Annotated in this window: 12 protein-coding genes; 9 read left to right on the forward strand and 3 right to left on the reverse strand. The window is 37.1% G+C overall.

Annotated elements, in window-relative coordinates; genetic code table 11:
* The first annotated feature begins 112 nt into the window (after nucleotides 1-112).
* The 5 genes from AC57AW_RS23945 (at nucleotide 113) to AC57AW_RS23965 (ending at nucleotide 5,233) form a co-directional block, all read left to right on the forward strand.
* Complete coding sequence (locus AC57AW_RS23945; RefSeq protein ID WP_496353855.1) at nucleotides 113-1,522, forward strand: hypothetical protein; 1,410 nt, start codon at nucleotides 113-115, stop codon at nucleotides 1,520-1,522.
* Nucleotides 1,522-1,848 carry a nucleotide pyrophosphohydrolase gene (locus AC57AW_RS23950; protein ID WP_496353856.1) on the forward strand — a complete coding sequence of 109 codons (327 nt, stop codon included), beginning with the start codon at nucleotides 1,522-1,524 and terminating at the stop codon, nucleotides 1,846-1,848. The genes AC57AW_RS23945 and AC57AW_RS23950 overlap by 1 nt, the downstream gene beginning before the upstream one ends.
* Before the next feature lie 71 nt (nucleotides 1,849-1,919).
* Entirely contained in the window at nucleotides 1,920-3,146 is a 1,227-nt protein-coding gene (locus AC57AW_RS23955) for a 3-phosphoshikimate 1-carboxyvinyltransferase (RefSeq protein WP_496353857.1), read from the forward strand.
* 72 nt (nucleotides 3,147-3,218) lie between these two features.
* Nucleotides 3,219-3,902: a hypothetical protein gene (locus AC57AW_RS23960; protein ID WP_496353858.1), complete on the forward strand. Its 684-nt coding sequence runs from the start codon at nucleotides 3,219-3,221 to the stop codon at nucleotides 3,900-3,902.
* 347 nt (nucleotides 3,903-4,249) lie between these two features.
* On the forward strand, nucleotides 4,250-5,233 hold the full coding sequence (locus AC57AW_RS23965; RefSeq protein WP_496353859.1) for a phosphatidylinositol-specific phospholipase C: 984 nt from the start codon (nucleotides 4,250-4,252) through the stop codon (nucleotides 5,231-5,233).
* Between the two features lie 137 nt (nucleotides 5,234-5,370).
* Here AC57AW_RS23965 and AC57AW_RS23970 read toward each other — a convergent pair whose 3' ends face one another.
* The 3 genes from AC57AW_RS23970 to AC57AW_RS23980 all read right to left on the reverse strand — a co-directional run bounded on the left by AC57AW_RS23970 (nucleotide 5,371) and on the right by AC57AW_RS23980 (nucleotide 11,745).
* The gene (locus AC57AW_RS23970; RefSeq protein ID WP_496353860.1) at nucleotides 5,371-7,197 is read right to left on the reverse strand and encodes an alkaline phosphatase; all 1,827 of its coding nucleotides are present in this window, start codon (nucleotides 7,195-7,197) and stop codon (nucleotides 5,371-5,373) included.
* Nucleotides 7,198-7,321: 124 nt separating this feature from the next.
* Nucleotides 7,322-8,830, reverse strand: coding sequence for a RagB/SusD family nutrient uptake outer membrane protein (locus AC57AW_RS23975; protein WP_318846264.1), 1,509 nt, complete (start codon nucleotides 8,828-8,830; stop codon nucleotides 7,322-7,324).
* A 26-nt stretch (nucleotides 8,831-8,856) separates the two neighbouring features.
* Nucleotides 8,857-11,745: a SusC/RagA family TonB-linked outer membrane protein gene (locus AC57AW_RS23980; protein ID WP_496353861.1), complete on the reverse strand. Its 2,889-nt coding sequence runs from the start codon at nucleotides 11,743-11,745 to the stop codon at nucleotides 8,857-8,859.
* A 395-nt stretch (nucleotides 11,746-12,140) separates the two neighbouring features.
* Between AC57AW_RS23980 and AC57AW_RS23985 the strand changes: the two genes are divergently transcribed.
* From AC57AW_RS23985 to AC57AW_RS24000, 4 genes are all read left to right on the forward strand, one after another.
* Complete coding sequence (locus AC57AW_RS23985) at nucleotides 12,141-12,935, forward strand: SDR family oxidoreductase (protein ID WP_318846262.1); 795 nt, start codon at nucleotides 12,141-12,143, stop codon at nucleotides 12,933-12,935.
* A 101-nt stretch (nucleotides 12,936-13,036) separates the two neighbouring features.
* The gene (locus AC57AW_RS23990; protein ID WP_496353862.1) at nucleotides 13,037-14,641 is read left to right on the forward strand and encodes an autotransporter assembly complex protein TamA; all 1,605 of its coding nucleotides are present in this window, start codon (nucleotides 13,037-13,039) and stop codon (nucleotides 14,639-14,641) included.
* A gap of 207 nt (nucleotides 14,642-14,848) precedes the next feature.
* On the forward strand, nucleotides 14,849-18,007 hold the full coding sequence (locus AC57AW_RS23995) for a SusC/RagA family TonB-linked outer membrane protein (RefSeq protein ID WP_496353863.1): 3,159 nt from the start codon (nucleotides 14,849-14,851) through the stop codon (nucleotides 18,005-18,007).
* A 20-nt stretch (nucleotides 18,008-18,027) separates the two neighbouring features.
* Entirely contained in the window at nucleotides 18,028-19,548 is a 1,521-nt protein-coding gene (locus AC57AW_RS24000; protein ID WP_496353864.1) for a SusD/RagB family nutrient-binding outer membrane lipoprotein, read from the forward strand.
* Nucleotides 19,549-19,576: the final 28 nt, after the last annotated feature.

Consider the following 19,576-nt stretch of genomic DNA (forward strand, 5'->3'; position numbering starts at 1 on the left):
CAAAAATACAACATTTTTTCTAATTTCCAAATACTAGATTCAATATTTTTTTATTGATAAGAAATTCAAAGTATTTTCGTTAAATTTGGAACTTACTTAAACTTCAATTTCAATGAAATTCAAATTATTACTGGCTTTTTCCTTCTGGATGTTACTTGTAGCAGTATCATGTAATAAGGATGATATTACTTTTGACAGCCCTACACAACAGCTAAGGTTCTCAAGAGACACGGTATTCTGTGATACGGTATATCACCAGGTGCGTTCAGAAACCTACGTTGTAAAAGTATATAATAATGAAGATAAGGATATCATGATCCCAAGAGTAAATCTTGAAAAAGGTTCTTCTTCATTATATAGAATCAATGTGGATGGAAAACCTGGTTATGATTTTCAAAATGTTCCTTTAAGAAAGAAAGACAGTCTTTATATTTTTGTTGAAATTGCTCCTCAAGCTACCGGACCAGAAGCGATTGCTGAGGACAAAGTTATTTTTACAGGACCTGCAGGACAGCAGCATGTAACGCTATTCTCTGTGGTGCAGGATGCTGAATTCTTCATTCAGACTCCCGGCAACCCGAATGTGATTACCAATTCCACTACATGGAATAATAATAAAGCAAAGATCATCTACGGAAATCTTACCATCAATCCAAGTGTAACCCTGGATATAAATCCTGGAACTAAAGTATATTTCCACAAAAACAGCGGAATGAAAGTTTCTTCTGGAGCTGTTTTAAATATCAATGGAACTCAGGCCGACCAGGTTATTCTTCGTGGTGACAGAAATGATCCTTATTATGATACGATTCCTAAAAACTGGAATTCTATCAAAATGGAAGCAAATTCTACACTTAAAATGAACCATGCAAGACTTTTCGGAGGAACAAGAGGTCTTGATATGAGACAAACCAATGCAACCATCACCAATTCATTCATCCATACTTTCTTTGAATATGGAATTTATGCTGTAGGTTCAACTGTGAATGCCAATAACCTTGTAATGAACAATTGCGGTTTATCATGTATAGGTATTTTCAGAGGAGGAAAACACAGCTATACTCATGCTACGATTGCCAACTATTCCAGAACAATGAGTTCTTTTGACAGAGCAGGAATTTTTGCAGCCAATGAATGGAAGAATGATGCAGGACAATCAGAACAGGGTGCTTTGCAGCTGCTTGATATAAAAAACAGTATTGTATATTCTGACAGAGATGACGCCGTTCATTTTGAAGCAACCCCGGGACAACAGTTTGAGTTCTTACTTCAAAATTCATTAATAAAATATACGAGTGCAACAGGAGCCGGCTTCACTTTTGATAACAATCCAAATGTGATACAAACAACAAAGAATACTGATCCGCAGTTTGTCAATTATTTTATGGCTAAAATGAATTTAAGAGTAAAACCTGGTTCTCCAGCTCTTGGAAAAGGAAATGCAGCTGTTGCAGCAACAGTACCTTTCGATATCGTGAATGTATCCAGAACTACAAACCCAACACTGGGAGCTTATCAATAATGGAAATTACCCAATTACAGCAGCAGGTAGATGAATGGATCAAAACCATTGGCGTAAGATACTTTAATGAGCTTACGAATATGGCGATGCTGACAGAGGAAGTAGGTGAGGTGGCAAGAATCATTGCCAGAAGGTATGGTGAACAAAGCGAAAAGGAAAGCGATAAAACGAAAGATCTTGGTGAAGAACTGGCAGATGTACTTTTTGTAACGCTTTGCCTGGCCAATCAAACCGGAGTGAATCTGCAGGACGCTTTTGACAGAAAAATGAAAATCAAAACTGACCGGGATAGAGACCGGCATCAGAATAATGAAAAATTGAAATAATTATCAATTATGAGTTATGAATTATAAATGAATTTGTAACTCATAATTTTTTTAATATCATGTAGATAATAATGAAGAAGCTAGAAAAATCAAAATTATCAGGAGAAAAAACAGTACAGATCAGCGGTTCGAAAAGCATTTCGAATCGTTTATTGATTCTGGAAAGTCTGTTCAGCAATATAAAAATTGGAAATCTATCTAATTCTCAGGATACTCAATTGCTAAAGAAAGCATTATCTGAGGATACTGAAGTGGTAGACATCCACCATGCGGGAACGGCCATGCGTTTTCTTACTTCTTATTATTCTATCCAGGAAGGGAAGACAACTATTCTTACCGGCTCGGGAAGAATGAAGGAAAGGCCTATCAAAAATCTGGTAAGTGCTTTGAGGGATCTTGGAGTAGAAATTGAATATATGGAGAATGAAGGGTTTCCCCCTTTAAAAATTACAGGAAAAAAGATTACCCAGACTTCTGTGAGTGTTCCTGCCAATATTTCAAGCCAGTTTATCACGTCTCTGCTTCTTGTTGCAGGAAAGCTTGAAAACGGACTGAAAATTAATCTTGTAGGGGAAGTTACTTCAAGATCTTATATTGAAATGACTCTTGATATTCTGACAAAATTTGGTATTCAAAGCAGTTTTGAAGGGAATACCATCAAAGTAGAACCTTTTACTCCTGACAATAATGGGGAAGTAGTACATTATGAGGTAGAAAGCGACTGGAGTTCGGCTTCTTACTTCTACTCCATCTGTGCACTGGGAAGAGAAACCATCCACCTGAAAAGTTTTTACAAAGAGTCAACACAGGGAGATTCTGCAATTGCCAACATCTATGAAAAATTCTTCGGGATCAAAACAACATTCTCTGAAGGTGAGCATAAACTAACACTGGAACCTCAGCCAGATTTCTCTTTTCCGGAAAAAATTATCCTGGATATGAATGACTGTCCTGATATTGCACAAACACTTTGTGTAACGGCAGCAGCCTTAAAAATACCTTTCGATATTTCGGGATTGGGAACTTTAAGAGTAAAGGAAACCGACAGACTTCTTGCCTTATATAACGAGCTTGAAAAACTGGGTACCGAAACAGAAATTACAGATTTAACCATCAAATCAATCCGTTTTGGGGAGCCACAAGACAACATCTCGATCAAAACGTATCAGGATCATAGAATGGCCATGAGTTTTGCTCCATTCTGTCTGATTAAGGAGCTTAACATTGAGGATGAAAATGTGGTAGAGAAATCTTACCCAATGTTCTGGGAAGATCTTGAGAGTATACTGACTCATTAATTAAAACTATAAAGTGTGGTAATTTGAAGATGATTGATTTTTCTGATTACCACATTTTAATTCTATATAATAATGATGAAACCCTTCTTTTCTTTTTTAGCTGTTTTATCTGTGACGAGCTTATCTGCTCAGAGTCTGAAAAATTTTTCGCCCCCAAAAGGATATACCCAAATCGCAGAAATCAAAGGTGATCTTGACAAAGACGGAAAAGATGAAACTGTCTTGGTATTCGATACGAATATAAAAGCATCAGACAACCAAAATCTGGAAGGTACAAGTGATTATAAAAGAGTTTTCTATATTCTGAAAAACGAAAACGGCAGCTCTACCATCTGGAAAGAAAATTCCACAGTCCTTTTCTCAAGCGGATTCGGATTTTATCCTTCTGATAATGATCTTGGAATCAAAATAAAAAATAACTGTCTTATCATTGAACAACAGTTTTTCACCAATTCAAGGCATACCCAACACTATACACATACCTTCAGATTTCAGAACGGAGATTTCTTTCTGATAGGTTCATACGATCATTTCGAAGACACCTGTGATTTCAGTTTTACGAATGAAATCAATTTTTCTACGGGTAAGATGATAGTTGACAAAGCCTATTCTTCCTGTGATGACGAGACCAAAATACCTAAAAACTTTCATAAAGAGTTTACCCATAAACTTCAGAATTTGATCAGAATGAATGATTTCAAAATCGGGGAACATAAGTTCAAAATTCCCGGATTGAAGGAGGATTTTATTTTTTAGGACGGAAGATTGAAACTGAATGCTGGATATTACTTTTTGCTTATTTTTAAACGCAAAGTAAAATAATTCTATCGTCATATTAAAGTGAGCTAAGGAACGGACTATGTCGTTGACGAAGCTTGACTTATACATCCATTTAGAAAAAATCAATGAAATTGATTTCATCTTTCCTTCCTCCATATTTCTGGATCAAAAAATAAACTTTGCGTTAATAAAAATCTGTCTTGCAACTTCCTTACTTTATACCAACTTAATTATCTATTAAAGTTAAATTAACTCCTCATGTTTTGATATATTCTTATTTTTAAGCTGCATTAAAAAATAAAAAAACTATGTTCAAACAAAACATGAGACGTTTTACAGCCATTACTCTTGGGGTTGTGACTGCGTCTATCTTTTTTTCCTGTTCAAACGACAGTATTCTGGAAAGGGATTCTAATGAAAACGTTGTAGCTTCTTTAGCAAAAACAACTGGTAAAGCTTCATTATTACCTATCGTTATGAATAGCTGGATGTCTGGTCTTCAGGATAATATTTCAATTTCAAAAATCTCTATTCCCGGGACTCATGATTCAGGAGCACGTGTAGATACCCCTGTTGTATCTGGTACGGCTAAAACTCAGGACCTCAGCATTGCAGAACAACTTAATGCAGGAGTCCGTTTTCTGGATATACGTTGCAGACATATTGACAATGCTTTCGCTATTCATCACGGAGCGATTTATCAAAATCTGAATTTTGATGATGTTCTTAATGCTTGCTATGCATTCCTTAGCAGTCATCCATCAGAAACAATTATCATGTCTGTAAAGGAAGAATATGATGCATCTAACACGACCAGAAGTTTTGAGCAGACCTTCGACTCCTATGTACAGAAGAATCCTTCTAAATGGGATCTTGGAGCAAATATTCCTACATTAGGTTCTGTAAGAGGAAAAATCAAATTATTGAGAAGATTTTCTTCAGGAACAACGAAAGGAATCAACGCTTCTCCGTGGGCAGATAATACGACGTTTGATATCAACAATTCCGGCGTACAATTGAAAGTTCAGGATTATTATAAGGTCACAAACAATGATGATAAGTGGAACGGAATTTCCAGTCTGCTTAATGAAGCCAAGAATGACACGAATGGTAAACTTTTCGTGAATTTCACCAGCGGTTATAAACCTGGAATCTTTGGAATCCCAAGTATTCCTACGGTATCCAACAATATTAATCCAAAGCTTAAAACATTCTTCCAGACTAATACTCAGGGTTCATATGGGATAATGCCGATTGACTTTGTGAATGCAGAACTGTCTGAATTAATCGTGAAGACCAATTTCTAAATTATTATTTGTTAGATATATTCAAAGGCGGTCTCTCTTTTGAGGCCGCCTTTTTCAGATTAGATTAAAAACAAAAAAGGCTGTTTCAAAAACGAAACAGCCTCTCTTTGTAAAAGTAGAAGTAGTAAAATCAAAAGTTATTTCTTAATTCCGTAAGCGGTCAATATCTTGTTGAAGATCTCCGTATTTTCGAACAATCCTGTAAATTCTTTAGAATTCGGTCCGTAAGCAAAAACACTTGAAGGAATAGACGTATGATCATTGGTACTGAAGTTTCCGAATATCCAGCCTTCTTTCAGGCTTCCATCCAGAAGAGTTAAGCCTCCGGTTTCATGGTCACCTACCACAATGACCAGGGTTTCTTTATTTTCGTCAGCAAATTTCATTGCTTTACCAACTACATGATCAAAATCCAGTAATTCTGTAACCAGCTGCTCGATATTGTTGCTATGGCCGCCACCGTCAGTTTGTGAAGCTTCTATCATCATAAAGAATCCGTTTTTATTATTCTTTAGATCATTCAAGGTAAGATCAAATGCATCAGCAAGCCAGTTTCCTCTTCCATTGGTTATTCTTTGTGAAGCCAGAGGATCAATAACCAAAGTACGGTTCTTTATTGTAGTAACTGATTTCAAGTCCTGAAACAGATCAATCTTCGCTTCTTTAAATTTCTGCAGATTTTCCTGAGATAATCCGCTTGTAGGACCACCGATCAAAATTTTAGCTTTTGAAGCCGCAAAATCTTTCAGAATAGGTTCTGAACTGTTTCTGTTATCTGAATGTGCATAAAAGTCAGCAGGTGTTGCATCTGTAACATCACCGGTAGAAATCAATCCGGAAACCATTCCTTTTTCAGCAATAATATCAGGAATTTGTGCGAGTGCTTTTCCCATATTGTCAACCCCTACAAAAGTATTTTTAGTTTTCACTCCTGTTGCAAATGCTGTAGAACCCGGTGCGGAATCTGTAATATAGGCATTGGATGAATTGGTTTTGGAGAGCCCTGTGGATTTCATGTTGAAAACATTCAACTTTCCTTTGTTGGCTGTAAAGGCAGCATAATATTGCGGCAAAGAAGTTCCATCCGGAATAAGAAGGATAACATTCTTTACTTTTTTTTCTACTCCGTCTGATGCATAAGTCGGGGTATAAGTGCTGTATTCTTTGGTATTTTTATAAAAGCTTTTCGGAATAGCGTTCATAAATTTTTTAAGATCAGGAATATGATCAGTATTGATATAATCTACTCCTATGTCCATAAGATTCACCCATGCATTCGGAAAATCGGGAGCTCCATAAAAACGCATTGGTTTTTGCTGGGAATGTGCTTTTTCAACAGCAGTTTTAATCTTTGCAGTTTCTTCATCTCTTGGTATTCCTTTTCCGTTCCATTTTACCAATCCCGGAAGGTCAGCACTGAACATCCCTACTCTTTTTAACTGATCTTCAGAATAGTTTTTATCTAAGTCTCCATCAAAGAAAAGATAGTTCGGGTAGTTTTTAAAATCTGCCGGCTGAGGTCTTCCTCCGGTAATCACAATTTTAATTCCTGAATTTCCTGTGATTTCAGGATATTTCTTTAAGGTACTGATTAAAGCAGCTAATGATGTTTTATAGTCTTGCTTAATATCAATCAGCAGCTGAAGTTTTTTACTGACATCCGGATAGATATTCCCTTTGTTCAGCTTAATCTGTTTGGAAATATTATCGAGATAAAGGTTTTCCAGTGTTCTGTCTGCAGAAAGTTCTTTTTCGGTATGAGCCACCCAAAGTTGACCTTTTACAAGAAATACATCTGCTTCTATAGAACCAAAGTTGGCATAATAAGCCTGCCAGAAAGGAATCTCCTGCATATAATCATTATGTGAATGTGCATTGCCAACATTATAGTTTAAATAATTCTGTGCCTGATTTTCGGAAAAAACAGCCAGGGCCAATACAGCCAAAATTTTTGATAGTTTCATTCGTATACCATTGTTATTTTTATAAGGTAAATAAGACATCCTAACCCTATACCTGTGAAAAAACTATATAATCACAGAAGCTTCTGCAATGATATAGTGGCTTATATATAAAAGATTAAAAATGTTACCAGCCTTCATTTTGTTTAATGATCCCATGACTGTTTACGATTTCAGCCTGCGGAACTGCCCAAACATTATGTACAGCTGGATTAAAGTTTCTTGCTGCCCACACAACCTGTCCATTGATACCGTGCAAAGGTTTTGCATACGCTGCCTGTGCATCTCCCCAACGTACAAGGTCTCTGTGTCTGTCTGCCCATTCACCTGCCAGTTCACAACGTCTTTCATGTTTCAGATCGGCCATTGTACATCCGTTTTTCGGAGATAAACCTGCACGTACTCTGATCATATTGATTTCCTGGTCTGCAGATTTCCCCTGCATCAGTGAAGCTTCTGCTTTGATAAGGATCACCTCAGCATAACGCATGATAGGAACGGCAAGATCAGTACACGGATAATCTCCGTTGGCACTCACGTGACCGCTGTTCAGCTGATATTTGAAAGCATCCATATATTTATTGAACTGGTATCCGGTAAGAGAATTGGAAGAAGCATATATTCTTTCTTTTCCATTGAAGGTAAATTTGTCCCCTACTTTTAGAATAGAAGCACTTCTTCTAAGATCTCCTGTTTCATATTCGTCGTAGAGTTCTTTTGTCGGCTGGAAATATCCCCACCCGTTATATTCTCCCCAACCTTTATTTTCAAGCATTACGCCTGGAAGAATACTTCCCCATGATGTAAACTTGGGAGTTCCGGGAATAGACCAGATATATTCTGAACTGTAGTTATTATCTGCTTTGAAAACATCAGCAAAATTCCCTAGCAAAGCTCTGTTTCCTTTTGTCATCACTTCATTAGCCCAGAATTCTGCATTTTTCCAATCCTTCATAAACAAGTATACCTTTGCTAAAAGTGCCCATGCTGCAGCTTTATGAGGTCTGCCGTAATCTTTTGCAGGAAGTTCTGCCTGAGTAGGTAACAATTCTGCTGCTCTTTTCAGGTCGTTTACAATGTAGGTGTAGTTTTCCATCACATTGGCTGCTCTCGGAATCGGGTTTGGATCCGGATCTTTTGAACGGTCGATAATAGGAATTCCCGCTTTTTCATTTCCGTAAGAGTAAGAAAGTTCAAAATACATTCTGCTGCTCATGAACAAAGCTTCACCCAGATATTTATTTTTAATAGCTTGTGAAGTCTGGATGTTATCAACATTACGGATCACACGGTTGGCTACTCCAATTACGTTGTATCTTTTGTTCCATTGGGTTTCAAGATCTCCTGCGGCGATGTAGTTACTGCTAAAGTTTTTTGCGTTATCCGCTTCACTTTTTGCCCTTCCGGTTACCATATCATCACTGGCATTGATAAACCAAAACAGACCTCTTCCGTAAAATTCTCCGTCAAATAATGGTTTATACATGGCATTGGCTCCGGTAATCAGGTCATTTTCCGTTTTCCAGAAACTGGCTTCGGTAGGTGTTCCTTCCGGCTGAACATCCAGCTCTCCTGTACATGATAAAAGCATTACGGATATTCCTGATATTAAAAATATTTTATTGAAAAATTTCATTTTTTTACTTTTTGTTGGTTAAAAAATTACAATCCGATCTCCACCCCAAAGATGAATGAACGTGCCTGAGGATATCTTCCAGTATCTACACCATAAGAATTCATTCCTACTTCAGGATCAAATCCTGTATATTTCGTTATCGTAAACAGATTGTTGGTGGTTACATAAATTCTCACTTTGTTCACATCCAGCCTGCTGTACAGTTCTTTCGGTAATGAATACCCAACGGTAAGGTTTTTCAGTCTTAAATAAGACCCGTCTTCCACATAGAAATCCGATACTTTGGAATAGTTACCGCCTGGATCTCCATGTACCAGTCTTGGGATATCGGTATTTGTATTTTGAGGAGTCCATGCATTCAGAATATCCTTATCCATGTTATAGTTCTGCCCTGTCCCACCTGGGTTTAAAGAAATAAATTTCATCCCGTTGAATATTTTATTTCCGTAAACTCCCTGGAAGAATAAATTCAGATCAAAGTTTTTCCAGGTCATGTTATAAGAGAATCCGTAGGAGAACTTAGGATATGGGCTTCCAAGGTTTACAAAGTCATTGTTGTTAAGTACGCCCGTATTTCCTTCTTTTTTCAGGAATTTAATATCTCCCGGCTTAGCATTCGGCTGAATAAGATTTCCATTGGCATCTTTATAATTGTTGATCTCTTCCTGCGTCTGGAAAATCCCTCCTGTCTTGTAACCATAGAAAGAATATAGAGGATCTCCCACTTTTACTCGGGTTGGTTTCAATACACCTCTTACTCCGTTATCGTTGATAAAGATCTCATCCACATTGGCAAGCTGCTTCACCGTGTTTTTTAGTTGACTAAAAGTTCCTCCTATTGAGAAAGTAAAATCATCCGAAATTATTTTGTTGTAATTGATTCCTAGTTCGTATCCTTTATCCTGGAACAATCCTGCATTTACATACTGATTGTTATACGTTGCTGTACTTGGTAAGCTTACATTGAAGATCTGATCTTTAGAATTCTTGACGAAATAATCAAACTGTAAGGAAAGGCTGTTGTGAAGGAAAGAAGCATCAACTCCAAAGTTAGTCTGTTCAGATTTCCCCCATTTCAGATCCGGGTTTGGGCGTGTAGTTGCATAATAAGCAATATTTTGAGAAGGATCCTGTCCGAAAATCACGTTATTGTCTCTGGTCATTAATGGGTTAACAGCTTGTGGAGAAATTCCTCCAAGGTTACCCAGAATACCATAACTTCCTCTCAATTTCAGACTTGAAAGCCATGAAATATCCTGCATAAAGTTTTCTTTAGAAACCACCCATGCACCGGAAACAGCATAGTAATTAGCAAAACGATTTTGTTTCGCTACCAGTGAAGAACCATCACGTCTGCCCAATACACTTACAATGTATTTTCCGGCATAATCATAGTTTACTCTCGCTAGGTAAGAAACCAAAGACTGCTTGTATCGGTAACTGGAAACATCTTTATTGGTATCTGCAGCATTCTGAAGATGTTGAAAAACCTCAGCTTCACTTCTGAAATCATAGGCTTTTGCTATAAAACCTTCATCTATGGTCTTCTGGAAAGTGAATCCTCCCAGGAAATCAAAATTATGTTTTCCGGCAGTAATTTTATAGGTAAGCAACTGCTCTGCAAGGGCTGTAGATGAATTATTGGACTGATATTCTAAATTATTGGTATCAAAAATTTTCCCAACTTCCAATACTCTGTAGGTAAAGTTTTTTACATCACCCAGTTTAAAGGTCTGCGAGAAGTTGGAACGGAATTTTAAATCTTTAGCTAAAGTAATTTCCGCATATGGATTGATCAAAATCTCATGAGTAGGATTTCTGATACTGATCCTTTTAAGATACGCCACCGGGTTGATCATATCTCCGTAACCTCCTGCCACATCAATTGGTAATCCGGAAAAAGCTCCGCTTGGCGTGTACACCGGAACGTTCGGCGGATAATACATCGCAGCCACTAAAGCTCCTGTATAACCACTTTTGGTATCCGCTGTATTTCCATCAGAGTAATTATAATACATATTTTCTCCGATCGTTAACCAGTCTTTTACTTTATGTTCAGAATTGACTCTGAAATTGTATCGTTTTGCCTGTGTATTCAATAAAATCCCTTCCAGGTTTCTATGGTTCATTCCCACAAAATATCTGGATTTATCACTTCCCCCGCTTAAGTTGACATTGTATTCCTGAATAGTTCCTGTTCTGAAAATTTCTTTCATCCAGTCTGTTTTGGTAATTCTACCGTCCGGATATTGGTTAGGATTAAAAGCAATGGGTAAGCTTCCCAGTTTCCCGGCATTTTCATATGCTTTGTACATTACATCCTGAAATTCTGTTGCATTCAGAGATTCTTTCAGTCTCCATGCCTGGTTCACACCATATTTTACATCAAAGTCTACGGTAAGATTTCCTTTTTTCCCTCTTTTAGTGGTAATAAGGATAACCCCTCCGGAAGATCTTGCACCATAAATTGCGGCAGAAGCATCTTTAAGCACAGAAATATCCTGAATATCGTTTGGATTAATAGATGGTGTTCCGTTAAAAACCACTCCATCTACCACATAAAGAGGAGTTTCTCCGTTGATTCCTCCCAGACCACGAATATTTACCTTAGGTGCTCCGTTAGGATCTCCACCTTCGTTCACTACAGTTACTCCGGGAGCTTTACCCTGGAGAACTTCTCCTACACCAGACAATGATCTGGAAGTAAGCTTATCCAGTGAAGCCTCCGAAACAGCGCCGGAAACTTTACTTTTTTTCTGTGTTCCGTATCCAACAACAACAATCTCGTCAATGGATTTTTCTTTTAAGCTGTCTTTTTTCTGAGCGAGGAACATCGGTGACGCTGATATTGCACCAATAAGTAATACCCTACCCGTTAAATAAGTTACTGAGACAGGGATTTTAAATACATTCATGATCTCCTTTTTGATTAGGTGCAAAATTAGAACAGTCCGCTCCCACCCCTCATTAAGGTTTCCTTATGTTTTTATTAAGAAATTTTAGCTTTTTATAGAAGCCACACACCATATAATAAAATTAAAACACTGTATTTCAATAATATAAGTAATTAAAAGTAATCATTCCGTTAATATTACAGGCATGATTGAGATTAACTTTATTTTAAGTTTGCTATCAAAGGATGACAATAGATCAAGAAATCATTAAAATTATTTCAGGAATAATAAATAACTGAGTTCATTTTTCTTTTTTTACATTTGCTGAAAATAGATTTTACTTTTGAACACAGATCATTAAAACCGTCTGAATGACATCAGAAGAAAAATAAAAACAATAAAATCAGACAAATTCAATGACCATCATTATTACAGGAACCTCATCAGGAATCGGGTTTGCATTGGCCGAATATTTTGGTAAAAAAGGACATAAAGTATACGGATTAAGCCGCAAGCATACAGAAAGTAAGTATTTCAAATCTATACCTACTGATGTAACCGATAACACCGCTGTTCAGAATGCTATCGCTGAGGTTTTAAAAACAGAATCCAGAATTGACGTTCTGATTAACAATGCCGGAATGGGAATGGTAGGAGCAGTAGAGGATTCTACGAAAGAAGATATTTTAAAATTGTTCAGCCTGAATCTTGCCGGACCTGTACAGATGATGAGCGCAGTTCTTCCTAAAATGCGTGAACATAAATTTGGAAAAATTATCAATGTTTCCAGTATCGGAAGTGAAATGGGACTTCCTTTCCGTGGATTTTACTCAGCTTCAAAGTCTGCTCTGGACAAAGTAACGGAAGCGATGAGGTATGAAGTATACCCATGGAATATTGAGGTATGTTCTCTGCATTTGGGAGATATTAAAACCAATATTGCCGATAACAGAGTGATAACACAGGTTTCCCAGCCTTATAAAAATGTTTTTGATAAAGTTTACGCTTTGATGAATTCTCATGTGAATGACGGAACCGATCCTTTGGAAGTTGCAGAATACATTGAAAAACTTTTAGCAAAAAATAAATGGAAAGCTCATTATTATTTTGGTAAATTCGGGCAGAAAATCGGAGTTCCTTTGAAATGGATTCTTCCACAGGGAACTTACGAGAATTTGATGAAGAAATATAATAAACTGGATAAAAATTAGTTGATTGAAAGGGCGCATTGTCATTCTGAACGGAATGCAATACAGTGAAGAATCTTTTGTACTGAAGATTTCTCAACTCCCTTCACATTCAGAATGATAAATTGAAATTACTTTTAAAAATATTTTTTGTACTGTTCTGCGTTTTTACACAAGCGCAGAAGAAGCAGTATTGGCTCATTGATACAGAAACCAAGGTTAGGAAAAAGGTAAAAGATTCCACTTCTGCGGTAAAATTTCTGGATTCATTAGCTCAGAATAATTATTTCTTCACCAAGCTGAAAGAAGTAAAAGTAAAAGGTGACAGCACCGAAATTTTCTTTGACAAAGGCAAGAATTTCAATGAAACTTATGTAAACCTTACCGATTCTCTTGTTCAGAAGCTAAAGATTCAGAAAGATTTTTTCACTAAAAATTTAGATTCCACCAAGAAAAGTATCAACAAAACTTATATTGATGACGGGTATTCTTTCAGCAGAATCAAATCTAGATATAAGGGACAGAAAAACGGCTACCCAATCGTAGAACTTGACATCAACAAGAATGATAAAAGAACGATCAATAATTTCGTCATTAAAGGATATGAAAAAGTTCCCAGAAGATTTATCAAAAATCTTGAAAAGGAATTTAAAGGTAAAAACTACGATGACAAAAACCTTTTAGCCATCAATAAAACCTTTCAGAGCCATCCTTTTCTGACTCTTGAACGGCAGCCACAAACCTTGTTCACCAAAGACTCCACAAGCATTTTCCTGTTTCTGGAAAAGAAAAAGACGAATACTTTTGACGGGGTAATTGGTTTCGGGAACGACAAAAGCTCCAAGTTTACGTTAAATGGTACCATGAATGTCAATTTCAGGAATATGTTCAACGGTTTTGAAACCGTCAATTTATACTGGCAGAGAAACCCTGATAAAGGACAAAATTTTGATCTTCAGGTGGATATTCCGTACCTGTTCAAATCGAATGTCGGGATGAATGCAAAAGTGAATATTTACCGACAGGATTCTACATTCGCCAATGTAAAATTCCTTCCCGCTTTTTATTATCATATCAACAACCGAAACAAAATCGGTTTAAGAGGAACATTGGAAGCCTCTACTATTATTGATACCTTATATGTTCAGGGAAAAGACTACAACAAAAACGGGATCGGGATATGGTTTGAAATGACTGAACCTACTGATATCGATCTTTTCCTTTACAAAACAAGGATCAATGCGGGCTATGATTTTTTAACAACAACCTATTCTAAAGATAATATTAAAGCTACACAAAACCAGTTTTATTTCTTTGGAGAACACAATTATCATATCTCAGGAAATCACTTCCTGAACATTAAGGGAGAAGGAGCCATGATGGATTCTAAAATAGAGTTCTCTGCCAACGAATTATACCGTTTCGGGGGCTGGAATTCAATGCGGGGATTCAATGAAAACTCCCTCGCCGCCGACTTTTACTATTATGGAAGTCTGGAATACCGGTATCTGATTGGCAATCAAGCTTTTTTTGATCTCTTTGGGCAGTATGGACAGCTCAATAATAAGTCGTTGAATGTAAAACCCAAGCTCTACAGTGTCGGGCTCGGTTTCAATTTCTTCATTCCTATCGGTCTGATGAGTTTCCAGCTGTCTAATGGTAACGAGTTTGGAAATCCTTTTAAGTTTAATGATATTAAAATCCATTGGGGAATCCTGAGTAGATTTTAGAAAACAACAGATTCTATCCTACCATTTCAGCTTGCTACCTTATATTAATATCTATATATAATAAAGCAAAATCCCTTATACAAAGGACATTTTTCACTTTACCTTTCTATTAATTCTTCATGTTAAAAAATATTAAATCGTATTTTTATTTTAATACATCATTAAAACACAGGTAACAGTGCTCTGCTAAATTTGCCTTCAAAAAAAATGAAGAAAACTCTAGCTACTTTTGCCGTTTTTTTACTTCCTCTTTATTTTTCCGCACAGGAAATCAATATTTCCGGAAATGTAAAATCAGAAAATGGCTCCAGTGTTTCCGGTGTGAACGTCACCGACAAAAACACAGGAAAGACTGCTACTACAGATAATAATGGTAATTTCACCATTTCTGCAAACCCTAAAGACATTCTTGAATTTTTTGCTCCTGATTTTTCTGTTTATACCGTTGAGGTTTCTTCAAAAAAACAGTATTCCATTGTTTTAAAAAAACCAAACGAAAAACAGATTGAAGGGGTTGTCATTACCGCATTAGGTATTGCCAAGAAGAAAGAAAAAATTGGTTATTCTACTCAGGAAGTGGGAACCAAACAGTTTGAAACCATCACCACTCCAAGTATTGGTAATTTATTTTCCGGACAGGTAGCCGGTCTGAATGTTTCCAATCCAACAGGAATGCAGCAGGCACCACAGTTTACCCTGAGAGGAAATTCAAATGTGGTTTTTGTTATAGATGGAGTGATTGTGGAAAAAGAAGTTTTCCAGAATTTAGATCCGAACAACATTGAGAATATCAACGTATTGAAAGGAGCCACCGCTTCTGCACTATATGGTTCCAGAGGCCGTTACGGAGCCGTTTTGATTACAACAAAATCAGCTAAGAAGAAAGGATTCTCCGTAGAATTTTCACAAAATACCATGATTACGGGAGGATTTACCAATCTTCCGAAAACACAGACTGAATACGGAAACGGATCTCACGGAAAGTACGAATTCTGGGATGGGGCCGATGGCGGTGTGAATGACGGAGATATGATCTGGGGTCCAAAATTCGTTCCGGGTTTACAGATTGCCCAGTGGAACAGCCCTATCAGAGATAAAGTAACCGGACAGGTAGTGCCTTGGTATGGAGCAGTGACAGGAACTCAATATGATAATAAAGCAAGATATGAAAGAGTTCCGATTGACTGGAAATACCATGATAACTTAAGTACTTTCTTAAAACCTGCGGTTATCAACAACAATAATTTCGCTATCAGCTATAGAGATAATAAAGACATATACAGGTTTTCAGGAAACTTTATGAACTATGATGACAGAGTTCCGAATTCTTATCTTCAAAAATATGGACTCAACTTTTCGTCTGAAAATCATCTTGGAGAAAAGTTAATCTTTAATACGAAATTCAATTTCAACCAGGCTTTTACGCCTAATATTCCTAACTACGATTACAACCCAAGCGGGCACATGTATACAATCCTGATCTGGATGGGAGGCGATGTAGACGGGAGAGCCCTGAAAAATCACATGTGGATTCCAGGGAAGGAAGGAACAGCACAAGCCAACTGGAACTATGCATGGTACAACAACCCTTGGTTCGGATCCGAGTATTATAAAAATCAGAACAGAACGAATATCATCAATGCACAGACTAGTTTAGAGTATAAAGCTACCCAGGATCTTTCGGTAAAAGGGAAAATATCTCTTGTGGAAAACCATAGCAAAACAGAAATATTAAGTCCTTATTCTTATTTCAATTACAGTGCGCCAAGAAGTGGAGGTTATATTCTGAAAGATAACAAAACATGGAATCTTAACTATGATGTTCTGGCGACTTACAAGAAAAAGATATCCGAAAACTTTGATTTCACCATCAATGCCGGAGGTTCAGCTTTCTATTTCAAAAACAATAGCAATGAAAGATCTACGGACGGATTGAGAACTCCTGAAGTATATACATTTGAAAACTCAATCGGAGCGCTTAAAAACTATACCTATCTGAAGGAAAAACTTATTTATAGTGCTTATTCCACGATTGACATCGGATTGTATAATGCGTTTTTCATCAATGTTTCAGGACGTAATGACTGGTCTTCTACACTTCCAAAAGCCAACAGATCTTACTTCTACCCTTCGGCATCCATCAGTGCTGTTATTTCAAATCTGGTAAAATTACCGGAGTCTATCAATATGCTGAAGCTTTCCGCTTCATGGGCGAAAGTGGCGTATGACTTCCAGCCTTATTCTATCAGAAATTATTATCTGAACAATCAGGGAATCACTTTCAACGGAAATCCTACCTATTATTATCCTACCACTCTGAATGTAGAAAACTCTCTGAAACCTGAGCAGACAAAATCTTATGAATTAGGATTAAGCGCAGGCTTCCTGAATAACAGAATTACTTTAGATGCCACTTATTTCAGAACACTTGATTATAATAATATTCTTCAGTTTCCAGCGGCAGAATCATCAGGATTCACGTCACAATATGTAAACGGAAATGAATATACCACCAAAGGATTTGAAGTTTCTCTTGGTTTGGTTCCGGTAAAAACGGCCGATTTCAGTTGGAAAACTTTGATCAACTGGAGTACTTATGAACAAAAACTGACTTCCATTTATGATAATATGCCCAACTATCAAAACATTAAGTTGGGGGAAAGAATGGACAGCTATTACGATTATACATGGCAAAAGTCTCCGGACGGAAAAGTAATTCTTGATGCTAATTCAGGAATGCCAACGAGAGCCAATACGCCAAGTAACTTAGGACATTTCAATCCGGACTGGACTTTTGGTTTCAACAATACCTTTAAATACAAAAAATTCACTTTAAACATCGGAATCGACGGAAGCATTGGAGGCGTGATGAGGTCTCAGGTTGTTGAAAAAATGTGGTGGGGAGGAAAACATCCTAATTCTGTAGCGTACAGAGATCTTGAGTACGCCAATCCAGGAAAATATTATTTCGTTCCGGACGGCGTTAACTACAATCCAGCCACCGGCCTTTACACTCCACACACGAAGGCTATCAGCTTCCAGGACTGGGCACAGAACTATCCATATCAGGCAAGGGTAACGCAGGATGAAAGTGAAGAGTTTGCAAACGTTTTTGACAGAACCTTCGTTAAGCTGAGATCTGTAGTATTAGAATATGATTTCTCTTCATTATTGAATCCTAAAGGAATGGTGAAAGGTTTCACCGCCAATATTTCAGCCTATAACTTAGCAATGTGGAAAAAATCAAAGAACCTTTACTCTGATCCTGATTTCCAGATCAGATCAGGTAGAAAGGAAGATATTGCCAATGATATTCAGGATCCATCCAGCAGATGGTTCGGAATCGGATTTAATCTTAAGTTTTAACTAAAAAGTACGTCAAGACAATGAAAAATAATATCAATAACGCAAAAGGGCAACAAGGTAAAACAGCAAAGTGGCTGATGAAATCTTTATTTGCTGCAGGACTTCTGACATTGGCTTCATGTGAAACCAGCCTTGATACTATCAATGAGAATCCCAATGACCAAGCCAGCGTTGATCCTAAAAATCTTCTGACTTACGTTGAAAAATACACGTTTCAGGTAAATGGTGATAATATGTATGCTTCAAGAATGATGATTGGTACCGATGGCGAAAATTCTTATCAGTATATGAAATGGAATGACACCTCTTTTGAAGTGTATACAAAAGGACTTCTGAATACTGGAAAAATGATGCAGGAAGCAGAGAAAAGAGGAAATAAAAATTATCTGGCCATCGGAAAGTTTTTAAGAGCTTATCATTTTTTCAATATCAGTTTAAAAGTAGGAAGCGCTCCCTATTCCGAAGCGGCAAAAGGAGAATCCGGGATTACCCAGCCTAAATATGATACACAGGAAGCTGTAATGTCCGGAATTTTATCAGAATTAAAAGAAGCGAATGATCTTATTAATACCAATGACAAAATTGAAGGTGACATTGTGTATAACGGAGATGCATTGAAGTGGAAAAAACTGATCAATTCTTTCCGTCTGAAAATTCTGATCACTTTATCTAAGAAAACGACAGTAGGAAATTATAATATTGCCACAGAATTTGCGTCTATCGCAGGAAGCCAGTCTTTAATGACTTCTATTGCGGATAACGGTGAGCTTAAGTTTGCTGACGCTGCAGACAGCAGATATTCGATGTTTAACAACAGTGGATATGGTTCCAGTTTATATATGGCGGATTATTTCATTAATATGTTCAAAGACAGACATGATCCACGTTTATTCACTTTTGCAGCACAGACTACCGGAGCTAAAGAGGCAGGAAAAGCCATCACAGATTTTACAGCCTATAACGGAGGAAATCCCACTTCTCCCTATTCTGACAATGCTGCTTTGATCACGGCTAAGAACATCTCTAAAGTAAACGACCGTTTTTATAAAGATCCTACCAATGAACCAGCTTCCGTATTAAGCTACTCAGAACTTGAGTTTATCCTTGCTGAAGCCACTGCAAGAGGCTGGATTTCCGGGTCTGCAAAAACCCATTATGACAATGCTATCAAAGCAAGTTTCAATTTTTATCAGACTTATGTAAAAAATCAGGGACAATATTTCTCAGGATTTGATGTGAATCAGTATCTGGCAACGTCTCTGGTTGTTTATAATAATGCTGATCCTTTGCAGGCACAGCTTGAGAAAATTATGACTCAAAAATACATGACCATGTTCCATCAGGCACAATGGACTTCTTATTATGACTATTTAAGAACAGGATATCCAAACTATCCTCTGAAAACCGGAGTGGCAGCTCCTTTCAGATTCAGATATCCACAGTCAGAATACAGTTATAACAGCAGCAATTTAAAAGCTGCTCTGGCTGCCCAGTATGGTGGAAATGACAACATCAATTCTAAACCTTGGTGGCTGCAATAAAAATCTGATTATTTTTATATAAAACAAA

Source organism: Chryseobacterium sp. BGA-UO-ETr-SB22 (assembly GCF_059567885.1).

Excerpts from the sequence above, each read along its gene's own strand:
- AC57AW_RS23965 (WP_496353859.1), top strand. The coding sequence starts at position 4,250 with ATGAGACGTTTTACAGCCATTACTCTTGGGGTTGTGACTGCGTCTATC.
- AC57AW_RS23950 (WP_496353856.1), top strand. The coding sequence starts at position 1,522 with ATGGAAATTACCCAATTACAGCAGCAGGTAGATGAATGGATCAAAACC.
- AC57AW_RS23980 (WP_496353861.1), bottom strand. The coding sequence starts at position 11,745 with ATGAATGTATTTAAAATCCCTGTCTCAGTAACTTATTTAACGGGTAGG.
- AC57AW_RS23945 (WP_496353855.1), top strand. The coding sequence starts at position 113 with ATGAAATTCAAATTATTACTGGCTTTTTCCTTCTGGATGTTACTTGTA.
- AC57AW_RS23955 (WP_496353857.1), top strand. The coding sequence starts at position 1,920 with ATGAAGAAGCTAGAAAAATCAAAATTATCAGGAGAAAAAACAGTACAG.
- AC57AW_RS23970 (WP_496353860.1), bottom strand. The coding sequence starts at position 7,197 with ATGAAACTATCAAAAATTTTGGCTGTATTGGCCCTGGCTGTTTTTTCC.
- AC57AW_RS23985 (WP_318846262.1), top strand. The coding sequence starts at position 12,141 with ATGACCATCATTATTACAGGAACCTCATCAGGAATCGGGTTTGCATTG.
- AC57AW_RS24000 (WP_496353864.1), top strand. The coding sequence starts at position 18,028 with ATGAAAAATAATATCAATAACGCAAAAGGGCAACAAGGTAAAACAGCA.
- AC57AW_RS23960 (WP_496353858.1), top strand. The coding sequence starts at position 3,219 with ATGATGAAACCCTTCTTTTCTTTTTTAGCTGTTTTATCTGTGACGAGC.
- AC57AW_RS23995 (WP_496353863.1), top strand. The coding sequence starts at position 14,849 with ATGAAGAAAACTCTAGCTACTTTTGCCGTTTTTTTACTTCCTCTTTAT.
- AC57AW_RS23975 (WP_318846264.1), bottom strand. The coding sequence starts at position 8,830 with ATGAAATTTTTCAATAAAATATTTTTAATATCAGGAATATCCGTAATG.